Annotated in this window: 20 protein-coding genes and 1 pseudogene; 5 read left to right on the forward strand and 16 right to left on the reverse strand. The window is 68.8% G+C overall.

The window, feature by feature from the left end:
- Positions 1-281: 281 nt before the first annotated feature.
- Genes ntrC through dusB form a run of 3 tightly spaced genes read right to left on the reverse strand, consistent with a single transcriptional unit; the run spans position 282 to position 3,822 of the window.
- On the reverse strand, positions 282-1,703 hold the full coding sequence (ntrC, locus tag ACSQ2B_RS04685) for a nitrogen regulation protein NR(I) (protein ID WP_436047781.1): 1,422 nt from the start codon (positions 1,701-1,703) through the stop codon (positions 282-284).
- On the reverse strand, positions 1,700-2,818 hold the full coding sequence (locus tag ACSQ2B_RS04690) for a two-component system sensor histidine kinase NtrB (RefSeq protein ID WP_436047783.1): 1,119 nt from the start codon (positions 2,816-2,818) through the stop codon (positions 1,700-1,702). The genes ntrC and ACSQ2B_RS04690 overlap by 4 nt, the downstream gene beginning before the upstream one ends.
- Positions 2,815-3,822, reverse strand: a complete 1,008-nt coding sequence (gene dusB / locus ACSQ2B_RS04695; RefSeq protein ID WP_436047785.1) for a tRNA dihydrouridine synthase DusB — start codon at positions 3,820-3,822, stop codon at positions 2,815-2,817. The genes ACSQ2B_RS04690 and dusB overlap by 4 nt, the downstream gene beginning before the upstream one ends.
- Positions 3,823-3,911: 89 nt before the next feature.
- Between dusB and ACSQ2B_RS04700 the strand changes: the two genes are divergently transcribed.
- Both ACSQ2B_RS04700 and ACSQ2B_RS04705 read left to right on the forward strand, forming a co-directional pair.
- Positions 3,912-5,057: a bifunctional 2-C-methyl-D-erythritol 4-phosphate cytidylyltransferase/2-C-methyl-D-erythritol 2,4-cyclodiphosphate synthase gene (locus ACSQ2B_RS04700; RefSeq protein ID WP_436047787.1), complete on the forward strand. Its 1,146-nt coding sequence runs from the start codon at positions 3,912-3,914 to the stop codon at positions 5,055-5,057.
- Positions 5,058-5,177: 120 nt separating this feature from the next.
- Positions 5,178-5,669 (forward strand): CinA family protein, encoded by a 492-nt coding sequence (locus ACSQ2B_RS04705; RefSeq protein WP_436047789.1) that lies wholly within the window; start codon positions 5,178-5,180, stop codon positions 5,667-5,669.
- Positions 5,670-5,817: 148 nt separating this feature from the next.
- Here the strand turns inward: ACSQ2B_RS04705 and ACSQ2B_RS04710 are convergent, their stop codons facing one another.
- On the reverse strand, positions 5,818-6,312 hold the full coding sequence (locus ACSQ2B_RS04710) for a type II toxin-antitoxin system RatA family toxin (protein WP_436047790.1): 495 nt from the start codon (positions 6,310-6,312) through the stop codon (positions 5,818-5,820).
- 10 nt (positions 6,313-6,322) lie between these two features.
- Positions 6,323-7,282, reverse strand: coding sequence for a lipoyl synthase (gene lipA / locus ACSQ2B_RS04715; RefSeq protein ID WP_436049584.1), 960 nt, complete (start codon positions 7,280-7,282; stop codon positions 6,323-6,325).
- Positions 7,283-7,448: 166 nt separating this feature from the next.
- On the opposite strand from lipA, the gene ACSQ2B_RS04720 reads away from it, so the two are divergent.
- Both ACSQ2B_RS04720 and ACSQ2B_RS04725 read left to right on the forward strand, forming a co-directional pair.
- A complete protein-coding gene (locus tag ACSQ2B_RS04720; RefSeq protein ID WP_436047792.1) occupies positions 7,449-9,005 on the forward strand; it encodes an AMP-binding protein in 1,557 nt (518 codons plus the stop codon).
- A 65-nt stretch (positions 9,006-9,070) separates the two neighbouring features.
- Positions 9,071-9,466 (forward strand): DoxX family protein, encoded by a 396-nt coding sequence (locus ACSQ2B_RS04725; protein ID WP_436047794.1) that lies wholly within the window; start codon positions 9,071-9,073, stop codon positions 9,464-9,466.
- A gap of 143 nt (positions 9,467-9,609) precedes the next feature.
- Here the strand turns inward: ACSQ2B_RS04725 and lpdA are convergent, their stop codons facing one another.
- From lpdA to secG, 11 genes and pseudogenes are all read right to left on the reverse strand, one after another.
- Positions 9,610-11,016 carry a dihydrolipoyl dehydrogenase gene (gene lpdA, locus ACSQ2B_RS04730; protein ID WP_436047796.1) on the reverse strand — a complete coding sequence of 469 codons (1,407 nt, stop codon included), beginning with the start codon at positions 11,014-11,016 and terminating at the stop codon, positions 9,610-9,612.
- An 81-nt stretch (positions 11,017-11,097) separates the two neighbouring features.
- The gene (locus ACSQ2B_RS04735; RefSeq protein ID WP_436049586.1) at positions 11,098-11,952 is read right to left on the reverse strand and encodes a 2-oxo acid dehydrogenase subunit E2; all 855 of its coding nucleotides are present in this window, start codon (positions 11,950-11,952) and stop codon (positions 11,098-11,100) included.
- A gap of 234 nt (positions 11,953-12,186) precedes the next feature.
- Positions 12,187-12,405 (reverse strand): annotated as a pseudogene (locus ACSQ2B_RS04740) (biotin/lipoyl-containing protein); the annotation flags it as partial.
- A 117-nt stretch (positions 12,406-12,522) separates the two neighbouring features.
- Positions 12,523-12,930 (reverse strand): GFA family protein, encoded by a 408-nt coding sequence (locus ACSQ2B_RS04745; RefSeq protein ID WP_436047798.1) that lies wholly within the window; start codon positions 12,928-12,930, stop codon positions 12,523-12,525.
- Positions 12,927-14,336, reverse strand: coding sequence for a pyruvate dehydrogenase complex E1 component subunit beta (locus ACSQ2B_RS04750; protein ID WP_436047800.1), 1,410 nt, complete (start codon positions 14,334-14,336; stop codon positions 12,927-12,929). The genes ACSQ2B_RS04745 and ACSQ2B_RS04750 overlap by 4 nt, the downstream gene beginning before the upstream one ends.
- A complete protein-coding gene (gene pdhA / locus ACSQ2B_RS04755; RefSeq protein WP_436047802.1) occupies positions 14,333-15,391 on the reverse strand; it encodes a pyruvate dehydrogenase (acetyl-transferring) E1 component subunit alpha in 1,059 nt (352 codons plus the stop codon). The genes ACSQ2B_RS04750 and pdhA overlap by 4 nt, the downstream gene beginning before the upstream one ends.
- Positions 15,392-15,453: 62 nt before the next feature.
- The gene (locus ACSQ2B_RS04760) at positions 15,454-15,750 is read right to left on the reverse strand and encodes an FtsB family cell division protein (RefSeq protein WP_436047804.1); all 297 of its coding nucleotides are present in this window, start codon (positions 15,748-15,750) and stop codon (positions 15,454-15,456) included.
- 126 nt (positions 15,751-15,876) lie between these two features.
- A complete protein-coding gene (gene eno, locus ACSQ2B_RS04765; RefSeq protein WP_436047805.1) occupies positions 15,877-17,160 on the reverse strand; it encodes a phosphopyruvate hydratase in 1,284 nt (427 codons plus the stop codon).
- 374 nt (positions 17,161-17,534) lie between these two features.
- On the reverse strand, positions 17,535-17,717 hold the full coding sequence (gene rpmF, locus ACSQ2B_RS04770) for a 50S ribosomal protein L32 (RefSeq protein ID WP_257818058.1): 183 nt from the start codon (positions 17,715-17,717) through the stop codon (positions 17,535-17,537).
- Between the two features lie 120 nt (positions 17,718-17,837).
- Positions 17,838-19,475 (reverse strand): CTP synthase, encoded by a 1,638-nt coding sequence (locus ACSQ2B_RS04775; protein ID WP_436047807.1) that lies wholly within the window; start codon positions 19,473-19,475, stop codon positions 17,838-17,840.
- A gap of 64 nt (positions 19,476-19,539) precedes the next feature.
- Positions 19,540-19,980, reverse strand: a complete 441-nt coding sequence (secG, locus tag ACSQ2B_RS04780) for a preprotein translocase subunit SecG (protein WP_436047809.1) — start codon at positions 19,978-19,980, stop codon at positions 19,540-19,542.
- 117 nt (positions 19,981-20,097) lie between these two features.
- Here secG and ACSQ2B_RS04785 point away from each other — a divergent pair, with 117 nt between their 5' ends.
- The gene (locus ACSQ2B_RS04785) at positions 20,098-20,637 is read left to right on the forward strand and encodes a GNAT family N-acetyltransferase (RefSeq protein WP_436047811.1); all 540 of its coding nucleotides are present in this window, start codon (positions 20,098-20,100) and stop codon (positions 20,635-20,637) included.
- Positions 20,638-20,715 lie beyond the last annotated feature (78 nt).

Consider the following 20,715-nt stretch of genomic DNA (forward strand, 5'->3'; position numbering starts at 1 on the left):
GCCGGGGAGCCTAAGGCACTGTGCCCCAAATTCAACAGCGATGTTGCCGGACGGCATCTTGATCCTCCCCTCTTGGGGGAGGGCTATCGCATATGCCGCAACGCCCCCTCCGTCTCGCTACGCGAGCCACCTCCCCCGCGTCGCGGTGGAGGATCTGGGCCTTAGATGCTCCACCGCTTGCGGGGGAGCTGTCGCCCCGGATCCGGCCCTTGGCAGGTCCGCTCCGGGGTAAACTCGACTGAGGGGGCGTTCGGCGGAGCCGCTTCTCCGCCTCCCCGAAATCAGCGCCGTCCGCGGGCCATCTCGACGCCCAGGTCCTGGATCTTCTTGCGCAGGGTGTTGCGGTTCAGGCCCAGGATCTCGGCGGCGCGGAGTTGATTGCCTCGCGTCGCCGCGAGGGTGAGCTGGATCAGCGGCCGCTCGACCTCCTCCAGCACCCGGTCGTAGAGACCGGCCGGCGGCAGGCCGTCGGGCTCGTCGGCGAAATAGGTGGCGAGCTTGCGCTCGACCAGCTGGGACAGGGTCTCGGGTCCCTGCTGGCCTTCCACCGTCGGCTGGTGATCGGCGAGTTCGCGCTCGACGATCCGCGCCGTGATCAGGTCCTCGCCGTAGAGGGCGCAGACCCGGCGGATCAAATTCTCCAGCTCGCGGACGTTGCCTGGCCAGCGGTGCAGCTTCATCCGGTCGAGGGCCGCCGCGTCGATGGTCTTGGCCGGCAGCCCCTCGCGGTTGGCCCGCAGCAGGAAGGCGCGCGCCAGGTCCGGGATGTCCTCGGCCCGGTCGCGCAGCGGCGGCAGGCGCAGCGGGGCGACGTTCAGCCGGAAGAACAGGTCCTCGCGGAACAGGCCCTGCTGGATCAGGCCGCGCAGGTCCCGGTTGGTCGCCGCGATGATCCGCACGTTCGGCCGGCGGTTGGTCTTGGGATTCAGCGCCGGCTCGGAGCCGTCGATGACCCGCAGCAGCCGAGTCTGGGCGTCGAGCGGCATGTCGCCGATCTCGTCCAGAAACAGGGTGCCGCCGTCGGCCTCGACCAGCTTGCCGTAGTCGCCGTCCTCCTTGCCGAACAGCTCGGTCTCGACCCGCTCGCGCGGGGTGGCGGCGAGGTTGATGACCACGAACTTGCCGTCCCGACGCCGACCCATGTCGTGCAGGGCGCGGGCCACCAGCTCCTTGCCGGTGCCGGACTCGCCGGTGATCAGGACCGTCAGGTCCGCGCCGACAAGTCTCGCGATGGTGCGATAGACGTCCTGCATCGGCGCCGAGCGGCCGATCAGCGGCAGCCGGTCGTCGCGCACCGCCCGGGCCTGGGCCTTGGCCGCCTCGGCGTCGGCGGGACGCGACAGCGCCCGCTTGGCCGCCGAGGTCATGTCGTCCAGGTCGAAGGGCTTGGGCACATAGTCGAACGCGCCGACCTCGGCGGCGTTGACCGCCGTCACCAGGTTGTTCTGCGCGCTCATGACGATGATCGGCAGCTTGGGGCGCTCCTTGCGGATGCGTGGCAGCACGTCGAAGACGTTCTCGTCAGGCATGACCACGTCGGTCACCACCAGGTCGCCGTCGCCGTCCGACACCCATTTCAGGAGGGTGGTGGCGTTGCCGGTCGCCCGAACCTGATAGCCCAGCCGGGTGAACGCCTGGCTCAGAACCAACCGGATCGAGGAGTCGTCGTCGGCGATCAGGATCTTCTTCTGAGCGGCGTTCATGCGGGCAGGTCTCCTTCGGAAGCGATCGGCAGAAGCACGCGGAACACTGTCCGGCCGGGCTCCGATTCAAAGTCGATGAGGCCGCCATGTCCGGCGACCAGCTTGGCGACCAGGGCGAGACCGAGGCCTGCGCCGTTGGCCTTGGAGGTCACGAAGGGCTGGAAGAGGTGATCGCGCAGGTGGACCGGCACGCCCGGACCATTGTCCTGCACCCGCACCTCGAGCGGCGCGCCGCGCAGGGACTGGCCCTTGGCCGCCCTCACCCGCACGCCGTGACGGTAGGCGGTGGAGATGCTGATCTCGCCGCGGCCGTCACCCCGCGAATGAGCGGCTTCGGCGGCGTTCTTCACCAGGTTCAGGAAGATCTGGATCAGCTGATCCTCGTCGCCCAAGGCCGGCGGCAGCGAGGGATCGTAGCTTTCCTTCAGCCCCAGGCCGTCGGCGACGCCATTGGCGGCGAGCGCGCGGACCCGGTCGAGCACCCGGTGGATGTTGATCGGCTGGCGCTCCGGCAGGTGGTCGTCGGAGAAGGCCTCCATCCGCTCCACCAGGCGGCGCACCCGGTCGGTCTCGTCGACGATCAGCTGGGCGAGCGGCGCATCCTCGGCCTTGGCCCCGCTCTTGAGCAGCTGGGCCGCGCCGCGAATGCCGGCCAGCGGGTTCTTGATCTCGTGGGCGAGCATGCGGCCCAGGCCGACGACCGAGCGCAGGCCCGCGGCTTCCGCCCCGCCCCGGTCCGGCCCGAGCCCCGTCTTGACCGAGAGGGTCAGGAGCACCGAGCCGTCGCCGAGCGGCGCGGCGGCGCCGTCCGCCTCGAACGTCGCCAGGCCGAACAGGCTGATCTGCAAGCCCCGTTCGCGGACCCGGGAGTCCTGCTCGATCGCCCGGTTGAGCAGGGAGACCAGGGCCGAGCCCGGCGGCAGGGCCGCACGGAAACGGCCGCGGGCCAGAAGGCCCAGCCCCTGTCCGAACAGCGCCTCGGCGGCCTCGTTCACGGCGACGAGGGCGCCGTCTGCGTTGACCACCAGGGCGGGGTCCGGACTGAGGTCAAAGGCAGCAGCCTTGAGCGCATCCACGCCGACCCCCGGAGGTTTTCGTTTCGTCTGAGTTGTCATGCGGCGAGCCTGGGTTGTTGGCGGGTCCAGAGCTCTTCCAAGCCGCGTTCGACGGCGGGGGCTTCCTCCAGCCGGCAGAGACGACTGCGCGCCTCGCGCCGGGCTTCCGCACTCATTGGCCAGGGGGCCTGCTCGATATAGGCCGCCAGGTGCTTGCGGAAGATTTTCAGGCCCAGCCGATCGCCGTAGAAGGCGAGGCTGTCCCGGAAATGGTCGAGAGCGATGTCCAGCCGCGTCTCGAGCGGCGGCGCCTCATAGGCGCGTCCGGCCAGCTCGGACTCGATCTGGGCGGCGATCCAGGGCCGGCCATAGACCGCGCGGCCGACCATCACGGCGTCGGCGCCGGAGGCCTGCAGCGCGGCGCGCGCGCTGGCGCCGTCGGTCACGTCGCCGTTGACGATCACCGGGATCGACACTGCGGCCTTCACATCGGCCACCGCGGCCCAGTCGGCCTTGTCCTTGTAGAACTGGCTGCGGGTGCGGCCATGCACGGTCACCGCGGCGACGCCCAGCCGCTCAGCCTGGGCGGCGAACTCGGGCGCGTTCTTCGACGCCTGGTCCCAGCCGAGGCGCATCTTGACGGTCACCGGCACGTCCACCGCCTCGACTGCGGCGGAGATCAGCCGGGCGGACAGCTCCGGGTCGCGCATCAGGGCCGAGCCGCAGAGCGCGCCGGTCACTTCCTTGGCCGGGCATCCGAAGTTGAGGTCGATGATCTGGGCGCCGGCGCGGGCCGCCATCCGGGCTCCCTCGGCGATATGGGCGGGGTCGCGGCCGACCAGCTGGACCACCATCAGCGGCAGCCCCTCACCCACCGCCGCCCGACGCACAACATCCGGCCGGCCACGGGAAAGCTCTGCACAGGCGACCATTTCGGTCGCCACATAGGCCGCGCCGAGACGGCTTGCGGCGCGTCGGAACGGCAGGTCCGAGACCCCCGTCATGGGCGCAATCCAGGCCCGGCCGTGGACCTCGACGGCGCCGACCCCTAGGGTACTGCTCATTATGTAGTCACCCTCTCCGCTCTGTTTTTAGGCAATTTCCTAAGCTGCGTAAAGCTGGATCGTAAGGGGCCTCCGCCCTAAAGAGGCGCATGGCGTTTTCTGCAGTTGTGGTGGCGGCGGGCTCTGGCCTGCGGGCCGGTCCGGGCGAGCCCAAAGCGTGGCGGATGCTGGGTTCGCGGCCGCTTGTCCGGTGGTCGGTCGAAGGCCTGCTTTCGGCGGGCGCCGGCGAGGTCGTGGTGGTGGTCGCGCGCGACCGCCTGTCCCAGGTGGACGATGCGCTCGAGGGCCTCGTCGGCTGGCGGGCGGTGACCGGCGGGCGCACCCGGGCGGAGTCGGTGCAGGCGGGCCTCGCGGCGCTGACCTGCGGCCGCAACGAGGCGGTGCTGGTGCACGACGCGGCCCGCCCCTTTGTCGCCCGCACCCATGTCGACCGGCTGCTGGCGGCCCTGGAGCTGGCCGACGGCGCGGTCCCGGCCCTCCCCGTCCCCGACACCCTGAAGCGTGGCGACGGGCTGGTGGAGGAGACTGTCTCGCGCGACGGCCTCTGGCGCGCCCAGACGCCGCAGGCCTTTCGCTTCGGCCGGCTGAAGGCGGCCTATCGGCGGTGGCCCGCGTCCGAGGAGCCGACCGACGACGCCTCGGTGATGGAGCGCGCCGGCGGCCACGTCGCCATGACGCCCGGCGACCCGATGTTGATGAAGCTGACCTATCCCGAGGACTTCATGATGGCTGAGCAGCTGGCGGGCTCGCGCCGCATCGTGCGCATGGGCCAGGGCATCGACGCCCATCGCTTCGGGCCTGGCGACGTGGTCTGGCTCTGCGGCGTCCGGATCGAGCACGGCATGGGCCTGATCGGCCATTCCGACGCAGACTGCGGCCTGCACGCCCTGACCGACGCGGTGCTGGGCGCGATCGCCGACGGCGACATCGGCGACCATTTCCCGCCCACCGATCCGCGCTGGAAGGGCGCCTCGTCGGATCAGTTCCTGACCCATGCGGTTGGCCGCGTCGCCGCCCAGGGCGGGCGGATCCTCAACGCCGACGTGACGCTGATCTGCGAGCGTCCGAAGATCAAGCCGCACCGCGACGCCATGCGCCAGCGGATCGCCGACCTGCTCGGCCTGCCGATCCACCGGGTGAGCGTGAAGGCCACCACCACCGAGGGCATGGGCTTCACCGGCCGCGAGGAAGGCCTGATGGCCCAGGCGGTCGTGGCGGTCGAGACCCCGCTCTAAACCCGTCCGGACGCGCGCGAAGCGACGCCCGCGACGGCCAAACCGCTTGAAGCCGCGCAGGTCCGATGATGTGGTCTGGCCCCGGCCATGCGCCGGCTGTCGTTTCGGAGTATCGCCCGCATGTTCCCGCTCGAGATCGAGACGCTGGCCCGGCTGCTGGTCGATGAGGCGGGCCAACGATCGCTGCGGATCGTCACCGCCGAAAGCTGCACCGGCGGCCTGGTGGCGGCCGCCATCTGCGCGGTCCCCGGCGCCTCGGAGGTCTTCGAGCGCGGCTTCATCACCTATTCCAACCGCGCCAAACAGGAGCTGCTGGGCGTCCCCGGCGATCTGATCGCCGACATGGGCGCGGTGTCCGAGCCGGTGGCGCGGATGATGGCCGAAGGCGCGCTGGAGGCGTCCAACGCCCATATCTCCGTGGCCATCACCGGCGTGGCGGGACCCGGCGGCGGGACGCGGATGAAACCTGTCGGCACCGTCCACATCGCCACGGCCCGCTCCAACTCGGCGCTGATGCACCGCGAGGAGTTCTTCGATGAGCCCACCCGCGAAGGCGTCCAGCTGGCCGCCGTCCAGGCGGCGCTTCAGGCCCTGCGAGACCGGGTGAGCTGAAGGCCGGCGCCGAACGCCCCCTCCGTCTCGCTGCGCGAGCCACCTCCCCCGCGTTGCGGTGGAGGATCGGGGCCGAAGATGCTCCACCGCAACGCGGGGGAGCTGTCAGTGAAGCTGACTGAGGGGGCGTTGCGGCGCTGCCGGACGACTAGCCCGCGTCCGCAGTCGCCACAGCTTCCGGCGCCGGCGCAGCCGCCGCGCCATAGAGGACTCTCGCGCGGTCTTCGAAACAGCTGATCAGCTTGTCCACGGCCTGGCCGAAGTTCGCCCGCAGCAGCGTCTCCAGCAGGCGCGACTTGAAGACGAAGTCGATGTCGAACTCGATCCGCGTGCAGCCGTGGCCCGCGTCGAGGAAGCGCCAGCGGTTCTCCAGCTTCTTGAACGGCCCGGAGAGCAGGCTGACGTCGATCTGGCGATTGTGCATGTCGCGCCGCACCCGGGTGGCGAACTTCTCCCTGAGGAAGGAGAAGCCGACGCCGGCCTCGGCGTCGACGGCGTCGACGCCGTCGCTCAGCCGCCGTGCGTTCCAGGTCCGCATGGCGGTGATCCAGGGAACGAAGTCCGGATAGGCGGCCACGCCCCCGACCAGCTGGAACAGCTGGTCGGGGGCGTAGGGCAGAACCTTGGAGACGTGGTGGCGCACGGTCGGGCCTCTAGCGCGCTTGGTGGGCGAGCCGGGCGGCCTTGAGGCGCGCGAAATCTTCGCCGGCGTGGTGCGACGAGCGGGTCAGGGGGCTGGCCGAGACCATCAGGAAGCCCTTGGCGCGCGCGATCTCTTCGAGGGCGCGGAACTCGTCGGGATGGACGAAGCGGTCGATGGCGGCGTGCTTGCGCGTCGGCTGGAGGTACTGGCCGATGGTGATGAAGTCGATGCCCGCCGAGCGCATGTCGTCCATCACCTGCATGATCTCTTCCTTGGTCTCGCCAAGGCCGACCATGATCCCCGACTTGGTGAACTGGGTGGGATCGCGCTCCTTCACCCGCTCCAGCAGGCGCAGCGAGTGGTAGTAGCGCGCACCCGGCCGGATCGAGAGATAGAGCCGCGGCACGGTCTCCAGATTGTGGTTGAAGACGTCGGGCTTGGCGTCGATCACCAGCTCGGCGGCGCTGACGGGCTTGCGCAGGAAGTCCGGGGTCAGGATCTCGATCGTCGTCGAGGGCGAAGCCAGACGGATCGCCCGCACCACGGCGGCGAAGTGGGCCGCCCCGCCGTCCGCCAGGTCGTCGCGGTCGACGGAGGTGATGACCACATGCGCCAGGCCCATCTTGGCCACCGCCTCGCCGACGCGCGCCGGCTCGTCGGCGTCGAGCGCCTCGGGCTTTCCGGTCGTGACATTGCAGAAGGCGCAGGCCCGGGTGCAGACCTCGCCCATGATCATCATGGTGGCGTGGCTCTTCTCCCAGCACTCGCCGATGTTGGGACAGGCCGCTTCCTGGCAGACCGTGACCAGCTTGTGGTCCTTCACGATCGCCTCGGTCTCGCGATAGCCCTTGGAGCCCGGCGCGCGCACGCGCAACCAGTCCGGCTTCTTCAGAAGCGGCGTGTCGGGACGGTTCTGCTTTTCAGGGTGACGGGGGCGCTTGCCGCCCACTGTGTCGATGACCACGGCCATGGTCCCTAGATCGTCGGTCAAGGGCTCGGGATCAAGCCGCGATTTGCCCCAGCCTGCGGTTAGGTCCCGGCTGATCACGCAACGTGTCCATTCTTTTCAACGTTGGAACGTCTCTGTAGGGTCCTGCGCAAAGACGTCCGGACCGGTCCGGGGAGGTATTCGTCCTTTGACGCCCAGGTTCGACCCCCGAAAAGCGCAGATCTCGCTGTTCGACGCCCTTGCCGACGCGAGCCGCCGGCATGGCCGCAACAAATCCATCCTGGAGGACCAGGAGCGGAGCCCCCTCTCCTACCTCGACCTGATGCGGGCGGCCTTCGCGCTCGGCCGCAAGCTGGCGAGCCTCACCCAGCCTGGCGAGCGGGTCGGCGTCATGCTGCCGTCGAGCTCGGCGGCGGTGGTGACCTTCTTCGCCCTGCACGCCTTCGGCCGCACGCCGACCATGCTCAACTTCACCGCCGGTCTTCGAAATCTCCGGGCGGCGTGCGAACTTGCCGGGGTCAAGCGGGTGCTGACCTCCCATCGGTTCGTCGAACAGGGCAAGCTGCACGACCTGATCGACGCCCTGGAGCCGCTGGCGACCATCACCTACCTGGAAGATGTCCGTCGCACGGTGGGAACGGCCGACAAGGCGTTCGCCGTCGTCGCCGCGACCTTTCCGAAGCGTTTCGCCGCCCGCACGCGGCCCGACGCCCCCGGCGTCATCCTCTTCACCTCCGGCAGCTTCGGCGCGCCGCGCGCGGTGGTGCTGACCCAGGCCAACCTGATCGCCAACGCCATGCAGGTGGCGGCTCACATCGCGCTCGATCCGGACTGGGTCTTCTTCAATCCCCTGCCCGTCTTCCACTGCTTCGGCCTCACCGGAGGCGTGCTGCTGCCGCTGCTGAACGGCCTGAAGGCCTTCCAGTACCCCTCGCCGCTGCACAGCAAGCAGATTCCGGCGCTGATCAAGGACTCCGGCGCCGCCGTGCTGCTGGCGACCGACACCTTCGTCAACCAGTACGCCCGCGCCGCCAGCGCCGGCGAGCTGTCCGGCCTGAAGTTCATCGTCTGCGGCGCCGAGAAGGTGCGCGAGGAGACCCACAACCTGATCGCCGAGCGGTTCGGCCCGATCCCGGTGCTCGAAGGCTATGGCGCGACGGAGGCTTCGCCGGTGATCGCCGTGAACAAGCCGACCGACAACCGCCGGGGCACCGTCGGCGGCCTGGTTCCCGGCCTCGAGGCCCGCCTAGAGCCGGTGGAGGGCATTCCGCTCGGCGGGCGGCTCTTTGTCCGCGGGCCCAACATCATGGCCGGCTACCTGAACGCCAGCGGCGGAATGGAGCCGCCTGAAGACGGCTGGCATGACACCGGCGACGTGGTCTCGCTCTCCGACGACAACTGGATCAAGATCCTGGGGCGGGTGAAACGGTTCGCCAAGATCGGCGGCGAGATGGTGTCGCTGACCGCCGCCGAAGACCTCGCCGCCGCCGTCTGGCCGGACAGTCGCCACGCCGTGGTCGCCGTGCCCGATCCGAAGAAGGGCGAGCGCCTGATCCTGGTCACCGACAAGCAAGACGCCGAGACCGCCCCCTTGCTCAGCCATGCCCAGCACGTCGGGGCGACCGAGCTGGTCGTGCCAAAGCGCATCATCCGCGTGCCGGAGATCCCGGTGCTGGGCACCGGCAAGACCGACTACGTGGCCCTGGGCCGGATCGTCGATGCGGAGCTGAGCAGGGTGGTCTGAAGACCGGACTCAAGCCTTACCTTGGAAGCGGGCCGGTCGACGCCGGCCCGCTACAGGAGCAATCGATGCCGAACCTGACCGCCTGGTCGCCGCGCGTGCTGAGTCTTCTGCGGATCATCACCGCCCTGCTCTTCATGGAACACGGCCTGATGAAGCTGGCGCACTTCCCGGCGCCCCAGCCGGGCGCCCCGGACCCGTTGCCGCCCATCATGCTGGCCGCGGCCTTGATCGAGATCGTCGGCGGCGGCCTGATCGCGCTCGGCCTCTTCACCCGCATCGTCGCCTTCGTCTGTTCGGGCCAGATGGCGGTCGCCTATTTCATGGCCCACGCGCCCAGGAGCTTCTGGCCCGCGATCAACCAGGGCGACGCGGCCATCCTGTTCTGCTTCGTCTTCCTCTACCTGGCCTTCGCCGGCGGCGGCCCCTGGAGCCTGGACCGGGCGATCAGGAAGGCGGCGTAGCGGGCGCTAAACGCCCCCTCCGTCTCGCTGCGCGAGCCACCTCCCCCGCGTTGCGGTGGAGGATCTGGGCCGAAGATGCTCCACCGCTTGCGGGGGAGCTGTCGCGAAGCGACTGAGGGGGCGTTGGGGCGGTCGTCCAGCCCCTAAAGGTGGATCACCTTCCCGTAGGCGTCGAGCGACGCCTCGTGCATGGCCTCGCTCATGGTCGGGTGCGCGAACACCGTCGCCTGCAGCTCGGCCTCCGTCGCCTCCAGGGTCATCGCCAGCACATACCCCTGGATCATTTCGGTGACCTCGTGGCCGATCATGTGCGCCCCGATCAGGGCGCCGGTCTTGCCGTCGAAAATGGTCTTCACGAAGCCTTCCATCTCGCCCGCCGCGATGGCCTTGCCGTTCACCTTGAACGGGAAGCGGCCGACCTTGATCTCGCGGCCGGCTTCCTTGGCCTGGGCTTCGGTCACGCCGACCGAGGCGACCTGCGGATTGGCGTAGGTGCAGCCCGGGATCGGCGAGTTGACGTTCACCGGCTTCAGGCCGGCGATGTGCTCGACGCAGTGGACGCCTTCGTGGCTCGCCTTGTGCGCCAGCCACGGCGGGCCGGCGAGGTCGCCGATGGCGTAGAGGCCGGGCACGCCCGTGCCGCCGTGGCCGTCGGTCACCACGTGGGTCTTCTCGATCTTCACGCCCAGGGCTTCGAGGCCCAGGTTCTCGACATTGCCGACGATGCCGACGGCGACGATGGCCACCTCGGCTTCGAGGGTCTCGGCCTTGTCGCCGACCTCGATCTCGATGGCGACGCCGGTCTTCGACTTGGTCAGCTTCTTGACGTTGGCCGGCACGCGGAACTTCAGACCACGCCGTTCGAAGGCCTTCTTCGCCGCGGCGGAGACCTCCTCGTCCTCGACCGGCAGGATGCGCGGCAGGGCCTCGACCACGGTCACGTCCGAGCCCAGGGCCCGATAGAAGCTGGCGAACTCGATGCCGATGGCGCCCGAACCGATAACGATCAGCGACTTCGGAGTCGCCTTCGGCGTCATCGCCTCGCGGTAGGTCCAGACCCGCTCGCCGTCCGGCTCGAGGCCGACGGCCGGGATGGTGCGGGCCCGTGCGCCGGTGGCGAGGATGACGTTCTTCGCCTGGACGGTGCGCTCGCCGCCGGCCTTCAGGGCGACGATCGCCTTGGGCGCGCCCTCGCCCTTCTCCAGCCGGGCGGTCCCTTCGATCACCTCGATCTTGTTCTTCTTCATCAGGTAGCCGACGCCGCCGTTCAGCTGGGCGGCCACCTTGCGCGAGCGCTCCACCACTTTGGCGAAGTCAAAGCCGCGCTTCTCCACCGACAGGCCGTAGTCGGCCAGATGGTCCAGGGACTCGTAGACCTCGCCGGACTTCAGCAGCGCCTTGGTGGGAATGCACCCCCAGTTCAGGCAGACCCCGCCGAGCGCTTCGCGCTCGACGATCGCGGTCTTCAGCCCCAGCTGGGCCGCGCGAATGGCCGCCACATAGCCGCCGGGGCCGGAGCCGATCACCAGAACGTCGAAGTCAACGGCCATAATATACTCCGCTCCTCCCGACGGCGGCCGGGAGCCATGCTGATTGCTTCCTGGAAACCCGAGCCCGGACCTTGGGCCGGATCAGACGATCATGGTGATGGGGTCTTCGATCAGGCCCTTGAACACCTGGATCCAGCGCGCGCCCACCGCGCCGTCGACCACGCGGTGGTCGCAGGTCAGGGTGACGGTCATGACCGTCGCCACCGCCAGCTGGTCGCCGCGCACCACCGGCCGCTTCTCGCCGGCGCCGACCGACAGGATGCAGCCCTGCGGCGGGTTGATGATCGAGCCGAACGACTTGATGCCGAACATGCCGAGGTTGGAGACCGAGAAGGTGCCGCCCATGAATTCCTCGGGCTTCAGCTTCATGGTCCGCGCCCGCTCGGCCAGGTCCTTCGCCTCCACAGCGATCTGGGCCAGGCTCTTCAGCTCGGCCTGACGGATGATCGGGGTGATCAGGCCGCCGTCGATGGCCACGGCCATCGAGATGTCGGCGTGGTGGTGGTAGGCGATGCCTTCCGGGCTGAACGAGGCGTTGGCGTCCGGCACGGCCTTCAGCGCCAGGCCCACGGCCTTCAGCACCAGGTCGTTGACGCTGACCTTGATCCCCTGCTTCTCCAGCGCCTTGTTGATCTTGGTCCGGGCGGCCAGCAGGGCGTCGATCTCGAGATCGACCGTCAGCGGGAAGTGCGGGATGTCCCGGAAGGATTCCGACAGCCGGCGCGCGACCGTCTTGCGCATCATGTTGAGCGGCTTGAGATCGTAGCTGCCGGCCGGAATGCCCATCTGCTCGATCGAGGAGACGCCCGGCTTGGCGGCGGCCGCGGGCGCGGCGGGAGCCGCAGCGGCGGGCTTCGGCGCGGCGGCCGGCGCAGCGGCCTGCAGCCAGCGCCGCCGAAGCTTCGCCCTCGACGTCGGCCATGACGATGCGGCCATGCGGGCCCGAGCCCTGGACGGCGGACAGCTCCACGCCCTTCTGCTCGGCGACCCGGCGGCGGCGGCGAGGCCAGCGCGGTCGCCCGCAACAGCGGCGGCGGCGGTCGGCGCAGCGGCGGCCGCGGGCTTGGCCGCCGGCGGGGCGGCGGCGGGCGCAGGCGCGGCGACCGGAGCGGGCGCTGCGGCCTTCGGGGCCGGCGCGGGCGCCTCGCCCTCTTCCGCCAGGCGAGCGATCGGCGTGTTGACCTTCACGTTCTGCGAGCCTTCCTCCACCAGGATGGCGTCGATCTTGCCCTCATCCACAGCCTCGACCTCCATGGTGGCCTTGTCGGTTTCGATTTCGGCGATCACGTCGCCGGACTTCACCGTATCGCCGACCTTCACGTGCCATTTGGCGAGCGTGCCTTCCTGCATCGTCGGTGACAGCGCGGGCATCAGGACGTCGATCGTCATGGATTCTTTCTCAGGCTTTGGTCTGGTCGTGGACACGGACGAGGCGGCCCAGCGCGTCTTGCGCCAAGCGCGGCCGGTCGTCAAAGGTCAAGGCCGTCGCCCGACAGCTTATCTCGCTCATCCCGGCTCCCGGGAGAGGTGGGCGAGGCCCGCGGCGTTGGCTTCCCAGTTGCGGCCGTCGAAGGCCTCGATCTGCAGGGTGACGCCTTCCAGGTCGTCCAGGCAGCGGGCGTTGACGCTCCAGCCCTCGGGATTGGACCTCGGCCGGTAGAAGCTCTTCACGCCGCATTCGGCGCAGAACAGGTGCTTCGCCACCCGGGTGTTGAAGCTGTATTCGACGAGCCGCTCAGCTCCCCGGGTCATGCGGAAGCGGCTTTCGGGCACGATGACGTGCACGAAGCCGGTCTTGGCGCAAATCGAGCAGTTGCAGGTCTGCGCCTCCACCTCGGCCGGCAGGGCGACCTCAAAGCGGACGCCGCCGCAATGACAGCCGCCCGACCGCCAGGTGAAGAGCTCGTCGCTCACTTGTAGCTGACCGCCTTGGCCGCCTGCACGATCCGCTCGACCGAGGGCAGCGACAGCGCTTCGAGGTTGGCCGCATAGGGCAAGGGCACGTCGACCTGAGTGACCCGCGCCGGCGGGGCGTCCAGATAGTCGAAGGCCTGCTCGACCACCCGCGCGGCGATCTCGGCGCCGATGCCCATCGGGCTCCAGCCTTCCTCGACCGTCACCAGGCGGTTGGTCTTCTTGACGCTCTCGACGATGGTCTCGTGGTCCATCGGCCGGATAGTGCGCAGGTCGATGACCTCCGCCTCGATCCCGTCCTTGGCCAGCAGCTCGGCGGCTTCCAGGGCGAAGCCGACCATCCGCGAATAGGCGACGATGGTGACGCCGGTCCCTTCACGACGGACCTTGGCCTTGCCGATCGGCAGCACCCAGTCGATGCCGTCCGGCACGTCGAACTCCTGGCCGTAGAGCATCTCGTGCTCCAGGAAGACCACCGGGTTCGGGTCGCGGATGGCGGCCTTCAGCAGGCCCTTGGCGTCGGCCGCGTCATAAGGCGCGATGACCTTCAGGCCCGGGACGTTGCCGTACCAGGCGGCGTAGTCCTGGCTGTGCTGGGCCCCCACGCGGGAGGCCGCGCCGTTGGGTCCGCGGAAGACGATCGACGTCTTCAGCTGGCCGCCTGACATGTAGAGGGTCTTGGCCGCGGAATTGATGATGTGGTCGATCGCCTGCATGGCGAAGTTCCAAGTCATGAACTCGACGATCGGCTTCAAGCCCGCCATCCCCGCGCCGACAGCCAAGCCTGCGAAGCCATGTTCGGTGATCGGCGTGTCGATCACGCGACGCTCGCCGAACTCCTGCAGCAGGTCGCGGCTGACCTTGTAGGCGCCCTGGTACTGGGCGACTTCCTCGCCCATCAGGAAGACGTCGCCGTCGCGGCGCATCTCCTCGGCCATGGCGTCGCGCAGGGCGTCGCGCACGGTCTGGCGCACCAGCTTGGCGCCTTCGGGCAGGTTGGGATCGGTCAGCGGCTGCGGCGGGGTGACCGCCGCAGCGCCCTCGCCCTCCGGTCGGCCCTTGGCCTCGGACGGGCTCGTCTTCTCCGCGTCGCCGGACGGCTCCTTGGCGACAGGCGCCTCGGCGACGGCGTCGATCGGCTTGGCGTCTATGGCGGGCGCGGCCCCGTCTTCGCCGGCGAGGCGGGCGATCGGCGTATTGACCTTCACCTCCAAGGAGCCTTCCGGGACGAGAATGGCTTCGATCACGCCTTCATCCACCGCTTCGACCTCCATGGTCGCCTTGTCCGTCTCGATCTCGGCGATGACGTCGCCGGACTTCACCGTATCGCCCACCTTCACATGCCACTTGGCGAGCGTGCCTTCCTGCATGGTCGGCGAGAGCGCGGGCATCAATACCTCAGTCACGCGCGCGCCTCCGTGTAGACGTTGGTGTAGAGTTCGGAGGCGTCCGGTTCCGGCGAGGTGCGGGCGAATTCCGCGGCGTCGGCGACGATCCGCTTCACCTCGGCGTCGATGGCCTTGAGCGTCGCCTCGTCGGCCCAGCCCTTCTCCTCGAGCATGTCCTCGACATGGTCGATCGGGTCGCGGGTCTTGCGGATCTCGTCCACCTCCTCGCGCGTGCGGTACTTCGCCGGGTCGCTCATCGAGTGACCCCGGTAGCGGTAGGTCTTCATCTCGAGGATGTAGGGCCCCTTGCCCGAGCGCGCATGCTCGGCGGCCTTGCGCGCCGCGGCCTGGACCGCCAGCACGTCCATGCCGTCGACCTCCTCGCCCGGAATCCGGAACGAGGCGCCGCGCTTGTACAGATGGGTCTCCGAGGACGAGCGCTCGATGGAGGTGCCCATCGCGTACTGGTTGTTCTCGATCAGGTAGACGATCGGCAGGCTCCAGAGCTCCGCCATGTTGAAGCTCTCGTAGACCTGGCCCTGGTTGGCGGCGCCGTCGCCGAAGTAGGTGAAGCTAACATTGCCGTTCTGGCGGTAGCGGTTGGCGAAGGCGAGGCCCGTGCCGAGCGGCACCTGGGCGCCGACGATCCCGTGGCCGCCGTAGAAGTCGGCCTCCATCGAGAACATGTGCATCGACCCGCCCTTGCCGCGGGAGGAGCCGCCGGACCGGCCGGTGAGCTCGGCCATCACCTCACGCGGGTCCATGCCGCAGGCCAGCATGTGGCCGTGGTCGCGATAGCCGGTGATGACCTGGTCGCCGGCCCGTTTCACCGACTGGACGCCAACCGCCACGGCTTCCTGGCCGATGTACAGGTGGCAGAAGCCGCCGATCAGGCCCATGCCGTAAAGCTGGCCCGCCCGTTCCTCGAACCGGCGGATCAACAACATGTCCCGATAAAGCTTGAGGAGCTCGTCCTTGCCGGCCGAGGCCTCCGCGCGTGTGGACGACGTCTTCCGCGTCGTCGCGCCGTTGACCTTCCGCCGACCAGCTGGGCCGGCTTGCCCACGCGCCATGCGTTTCTCCACTCTCGACTGACCACCCTCGACGGGGACGTCCTGAAACCCGCGAGGCGGGTTTAGGGGTTCATGCGGATCACATAGTCCCTCGGGTCCGCGAAGCCTAGCAGGGAGCGCGCCCTTTCCTCCAGCAGATCGGCTGAAAGACTGGTGTCGCGCAGCAGTTTTGCCCGGACCTCCAGATCCTGGCGCTGGGCGCGCAGGGAGGCGAGCTCGCGAGTCTTGGCGGTGAGGGTCTCGCTGCGTTGACCGGAGCTCAAAATGCCCTGATCGCCGGTGAAGGCGTGGAAAGCGAAGTAGAAGATCAGGAACGCCAGCGCGGCGGTCGGCAGATAAGGACGTAGGCGGGCGAGCACGGCGAATCCCTAAGAGGACCTCGGCTAGATGCTGCGGCCGTGGTTAAGGGGCCGCTAAGATCCCCACTCCCACCGTGTCATCCCGGTCTTTCGCTGCGCGAAAACCGGGATGACACCGAGTGGGGATCAGAACGTCTGCTTCAGCGCCTTCTTGCCGAGGTAGATGGCCTGGTCGCCCAGTTCCTCCTCGATGCGCAGCAGCTGGTTGTACTTGGCGGTGCGGTCCGAACGCGCCAGCGAGCCGGTCTTGATCTGACCGCAGTTGGTGGCGACCGCCAGGTCGGCGATGGTCGAATCCTCGGTCTCGCCCGAGCGGTGGCTCATCACCGCGGTGTAGGCGGCGCGGTGGGCCATGTCGACGGCGTCCAGCGTCTCCGACAGGCTGCCGATCTGGTTGACCTTCACCAGGATGGAGTTGGCCAGGCCCTGCTCGACGCCCTCGGCCAGGCGCACGGGATTGGTCACGAAGAGGTCGTCGCCGACCAGCTGGACCTTGGAGCCGAGCTGCTCGGTGAGCAGCTTCCAGCCCGCGAAGTCGTCTTCGGCGCAGCCGTCCTCGATGGTGACGATCGGGAACTTGGCCACCAGGCCGGCAAGGTAGTCGACCATGCCGCCGGCGTCGAAGGTCTTGCCCTCGCCCTCGAGGACGTACTTGCCGCCCTTGAAGAACTCGGTGGAGGCGACGTCCAGGCCCAGGACGAAGTCGTCGCCGGCCTTGTAGCCCGCCGCCTCGCCCGCCTTGACGATGAAGGCCAGCGCGTCTTCGGCGCTCGACAGGTTCGGGGCGAAGCCGCCCTCGTCGCCGACGTTGGTGTTGAGGCCGGCGCCGTGCAGCGCCTTCTTCAGGCCGTGGAAGATCTCCGCGCCCATCCGCAGGCCTTCGGCGAAGGTGGCCGCGCCGGTCGGCAGGATCATGAACTCCTGGATGTCGATCGGATTGTCGGCGTGCGCGCCGCCGTTGATAATGTTCATCATCGGCACCGGCAGGACACGGGCCGAGACCCCGCCGACGTATTTGTAGAGCGGCAGGGCCGCGGAGCTGGCGGCGGCCTTGGCGACGGCCAGGCTGACGCCCAGGATGGCGTTGGCGCCTAGCCGGCTCTTGTTCGGCGTGCCGTCGAGCTCGATCAGCAGCTTGTCGACGCGGCGCTGGTCCTCGGCGTCGACCCCGGCCAGGGCGTCGTAGATTTCGCCGTTCACCGCATCCACGGCCAGGCGAACGCCCTTGCCGAGGTAGCGGCTCTTGTCGCCGTCGCGCTTTTCGACCGCTTCGTGGGCGCCGGTGGAGGCGCCCGAGGGGACCGCCGCGCGGCCCATCGAGCCGTCTTCCAGGACCACGTCGACCTCGACCGTGGGATTGCCGCGGCTGTCCAGGATCTCGCGGGCGTTGATGTCGACGATCTCGGTCATCGGGTCCTCGTATGCGAATGGGGCGCGCGAGGCTTAGCGATCAGACGCCGCGCAAACAACCCTGGAGCGCTCGACAGGGGCCGTTGCGGGCCCGGAGATCGCCATGGCGACGCTCTATCGCGAGCAAACCGCTCGGAGATTGGGCGCTAGGCCCCTTCCCTCCCCCACCGTCATTCCCGGCCTTGTGCCGGGAACCCATGCGCACGGAGAGACCGAGATGGTCCTGCGCCTTCGACGTTCATGGGTGGCCGGGACGAGGCCCGGCCATGACGGAGGAATGGGGTGGGGAGCGGAGGAGCTTCGCCCCGAATCAAAACGCCGGCCGCATGAGCGACCGGCGTCGAAAGTCCGTCAGGGCCGAAGCCGTGAAAGCCTTAGTCTTCCTTCGGCGTCAGGACCTGGCGGCCCTTGTACATGCCGGTCTTCAGGTCGACGTGGTGCGGACGCTTCAGCTCACCGGTTTCCTTGTCCTCGACGAAGGAGTTCGGGCCGAGCGCGTGGTGCGAACGACGCATGTTGCGCCGCGACGGCGAGGTTTTGCGCTTAGGAACGGCCATGGGAAATCTCGGCAGGCGTGGAAACTAGGACGGCGGCCGAACGGGCCGCCGACGTGAGGCGCGGCTTATGCCTGAAGAGTCGAACCGGATCAACCTCCCTCCCCATCAAGGGAGGGAAGTTTAGACCAGACGGCTTCTCACCTTGGCCGCGCCGACGAAGCTGGCGAACAGCGGGTGCGGATCGAAGGGCCGGCTCTTCAGCTCCGGGTGGAACTGGACGCCGACGAACCACGGGTGGTCCTGGCGCTCGCAGATCTCCGGCAGCAGGCCGTCGGGCGACAGGCCGGTGAACTTCAGGCCGGTGTTCTCGATCCGCTCACGATAGCTGATGTTGACCTCGTAGCGGTGCCGGTGGCGTTCGGCGATCGCCTCGCCGCCGTAGATCTCCGCCACCTTCGACCCCGGCAGCAGCACGGCGTCGTAGGAGCCGCAGCGCATGGTGCCGCCGAGCTCGCCGCCCGCCGCGCGGACTTCCTTCTCGTTGCCGCGGACCCATTCCGTCATCAGGCCGACGATCGGCTCGGAGGTCGGGCCGAATTCCGTCGAGGAGGCGTCGTGGATGCCCGCCAGATTCCGCGCCGCCTCGATCATCGCCATCTGCATGCCGAAACAGATGCCGAAATAGGGGATGCCGTGCTCCCGGGCGAAGCGCACCGCGCGGATCATGCCTTCCGAACCGCGTTCCCCGAAGGCGCCTGGCACCAGGACGCCGTGGACCGCGGCCAGGCGCATGCCGATCAGCTGCTCGTCGTTCTCGAAGGCCTCGCCCTCGATCCATTCGAACCGCACGCGGACGTCATTGGCCAGGCCGCCGTGGATCAGCGCCTCGACCAGCGACTTATAGGCGTCGGTCAGGCCGGTGTACTTGCCGACGATGGCGATGTTCACCTCGCCGTCCGGATGGCTCAGCGTGTGCGCGATCCCCTGCCAGCGGCCGAGGTCCGGCTTCGGGGCGTCGTGCAGGCCGAAGACCTCCAGCACCTCGGCGTCCAGCCCCTCGGCATGGTAGTCGAGCGGCACCGTATAGATGTTGGCGCTGTCCAGCGCCTGGATGACGGCGCTCGGCCGCACGTTGCAGAACTGGGCGATCTTGCGCCGCTCGCTCTCCGGGATTTCCTGTTCCGCACGGCACAGCAGGATGTCCGGCTGGATGCCGATCGACCGCAGCTCCTTGACCGAGTGCTGGGTCGGCTTGGTCTTCATCTCGCCGGCCGTCTTGATGTACGGCAGCAGGGTCAGGTGGATGTAGCAGGCGTGGCCGCGCGGCAGCTCCTGGCCGAGCTGGCGGATCGCCTCGAAGAAGGGCAGGCCCTCGATGTCGCCCACCGTGCCGCCCACTTCGACCAGCACGAAGTCCACGCCCTCGCCCGGATCGGACAGGACGAAGTCTTTGATCTCGCCGGTGACGTGCGGGATCACCTGGACCGTCGCGCCGAGATAGTCGCCGCGGCGCTCCTTCTCGATGATGGTCTTGTAGATCTGACCCGTGGTGATGTTGTCGTTGCGGGTCGCGTTGACGCCGGTGAACCGCTCGTAGTGGCCGAGGTCGAGGTCGGTCTCAGCGCCGTCGTCGGTCACGAAGACCTCGCCGTGCTGATAGGGACTCATCGTCCCCGGATCGACGTTCAGATACGGATCGAGCTTACGCAGGCGGACCTTGTAGCCTCGCGCCTGCAAAAGCGCGCCGAGAGCGGCGGACGCGAGACCTTTGCCAAGGGAAGAGACCACGCCGCCGGTGATGAATATGTACCGGGCCATGGGCGTTCAGATTAGCCGTGATTCGCCGCCAAATGGCGGGCTTCGAACGTCTTCGTCCACGACTTTATCGCGCTGGCGTCGGCGCGGGCGCCGCGGGTGCGGCGTCCTGACCGAGGAACGGGTTGTTGACCGTCGGGGTCGGGGCCTGCAACGGCGCCGGCGCGGCGCTCGGAGCGCCCGGCTGGGCCGTGCCGGCGGGCGGTTGGGGCGCGGGTTGGTTGAGGGTGGTGGGATCGATCGCGTCCACCTTCAGCCGGTCGACGACCGAGGAAGCCCCGCGCTCGCGGCCCGACAGGATGGTGAGCAGCAGCGCCAGGATGAAGAAGGCCGCTCCGAGCACCCAGGTGGTGCGGGTGAGCAGGTCGCCGGCGCCCCGCGCGGTCATGAAGCCGCCCGGGCTGCCGCCCATGCCGAGCGCCCCGCCTTCCGAGCGCTGCAGCAGCACGACGACCACCAGCGCGAGGCTGATGATGATCTCGAGGACAAGCAGAAGGTTGAGGAGCATACGAGGCCAGCATCCAGTGCGCTCGGGCGGTCATGCCGCACCGAAATGAAGCGCGCGCTCTATCACCGCACGCGGACCAGCGCCATACCTAGGACGTCGCAGCCTCCCCCAAGAGCGATGATTCCTGACGCACGACACCCGCCGATCCTCGAGACCGAGCGGCTGCGCCTGCAGCCGCTCGCGGGCTCCGACGCGCCCCTGCTCTTTCCGCTGATGAATGACCCGGATGTGATGGCCTACTGGGACGTCCCGGCGATCGACGATCCGGACCTGGTGACGGCGATCGTCGAGGCTCGGGTCGCCGCCACCGTGGCCGGCCAGGCGATCCACTGGGCGATCCGCAGCCTCGCCGACGACGCCTTCGTCGGCTGCTGCAGCCTTTCGGAGATCGACCGCTGGCATAAGCGCGGCGAGATCGGCTTCTTCCTGCACCGCGAAGCCTGGGGCCAGGGCTATGCGCTGGAGGCCATGCGCGGGGTCGTGGCCTACGCCGCCGCCGCCGGCATCCGCCGCCTCTCCGCCCGCACCCACCTGGGCAACCGCCGCTCGGAGATCCTGCTGGAGACCCTGGGCTTCAAGGAGGAGGGCCTGCTGCGCGGCCACATCCTGCGCGACGGCGAACGCCGCGACTGCCACCTGTTCGGCCTGCTGCTGTAGCTTTGAGCTGTCATCCCGTCCCCTCTCACTCCGTCATTCCCGGCCTTGTGCCGGGAACCCATGCGTTCGGAGTCTGGT

The sequence above is a fragment of the Phenylobacterium sp. LjRoot225 genome (assembly GCF_964252855.1).
GTDB lineage: Bacteria > Pseudomonadota > Alphaproteobacteria > Caulobacterales > Caulobacteraceae > Phenylobacterium.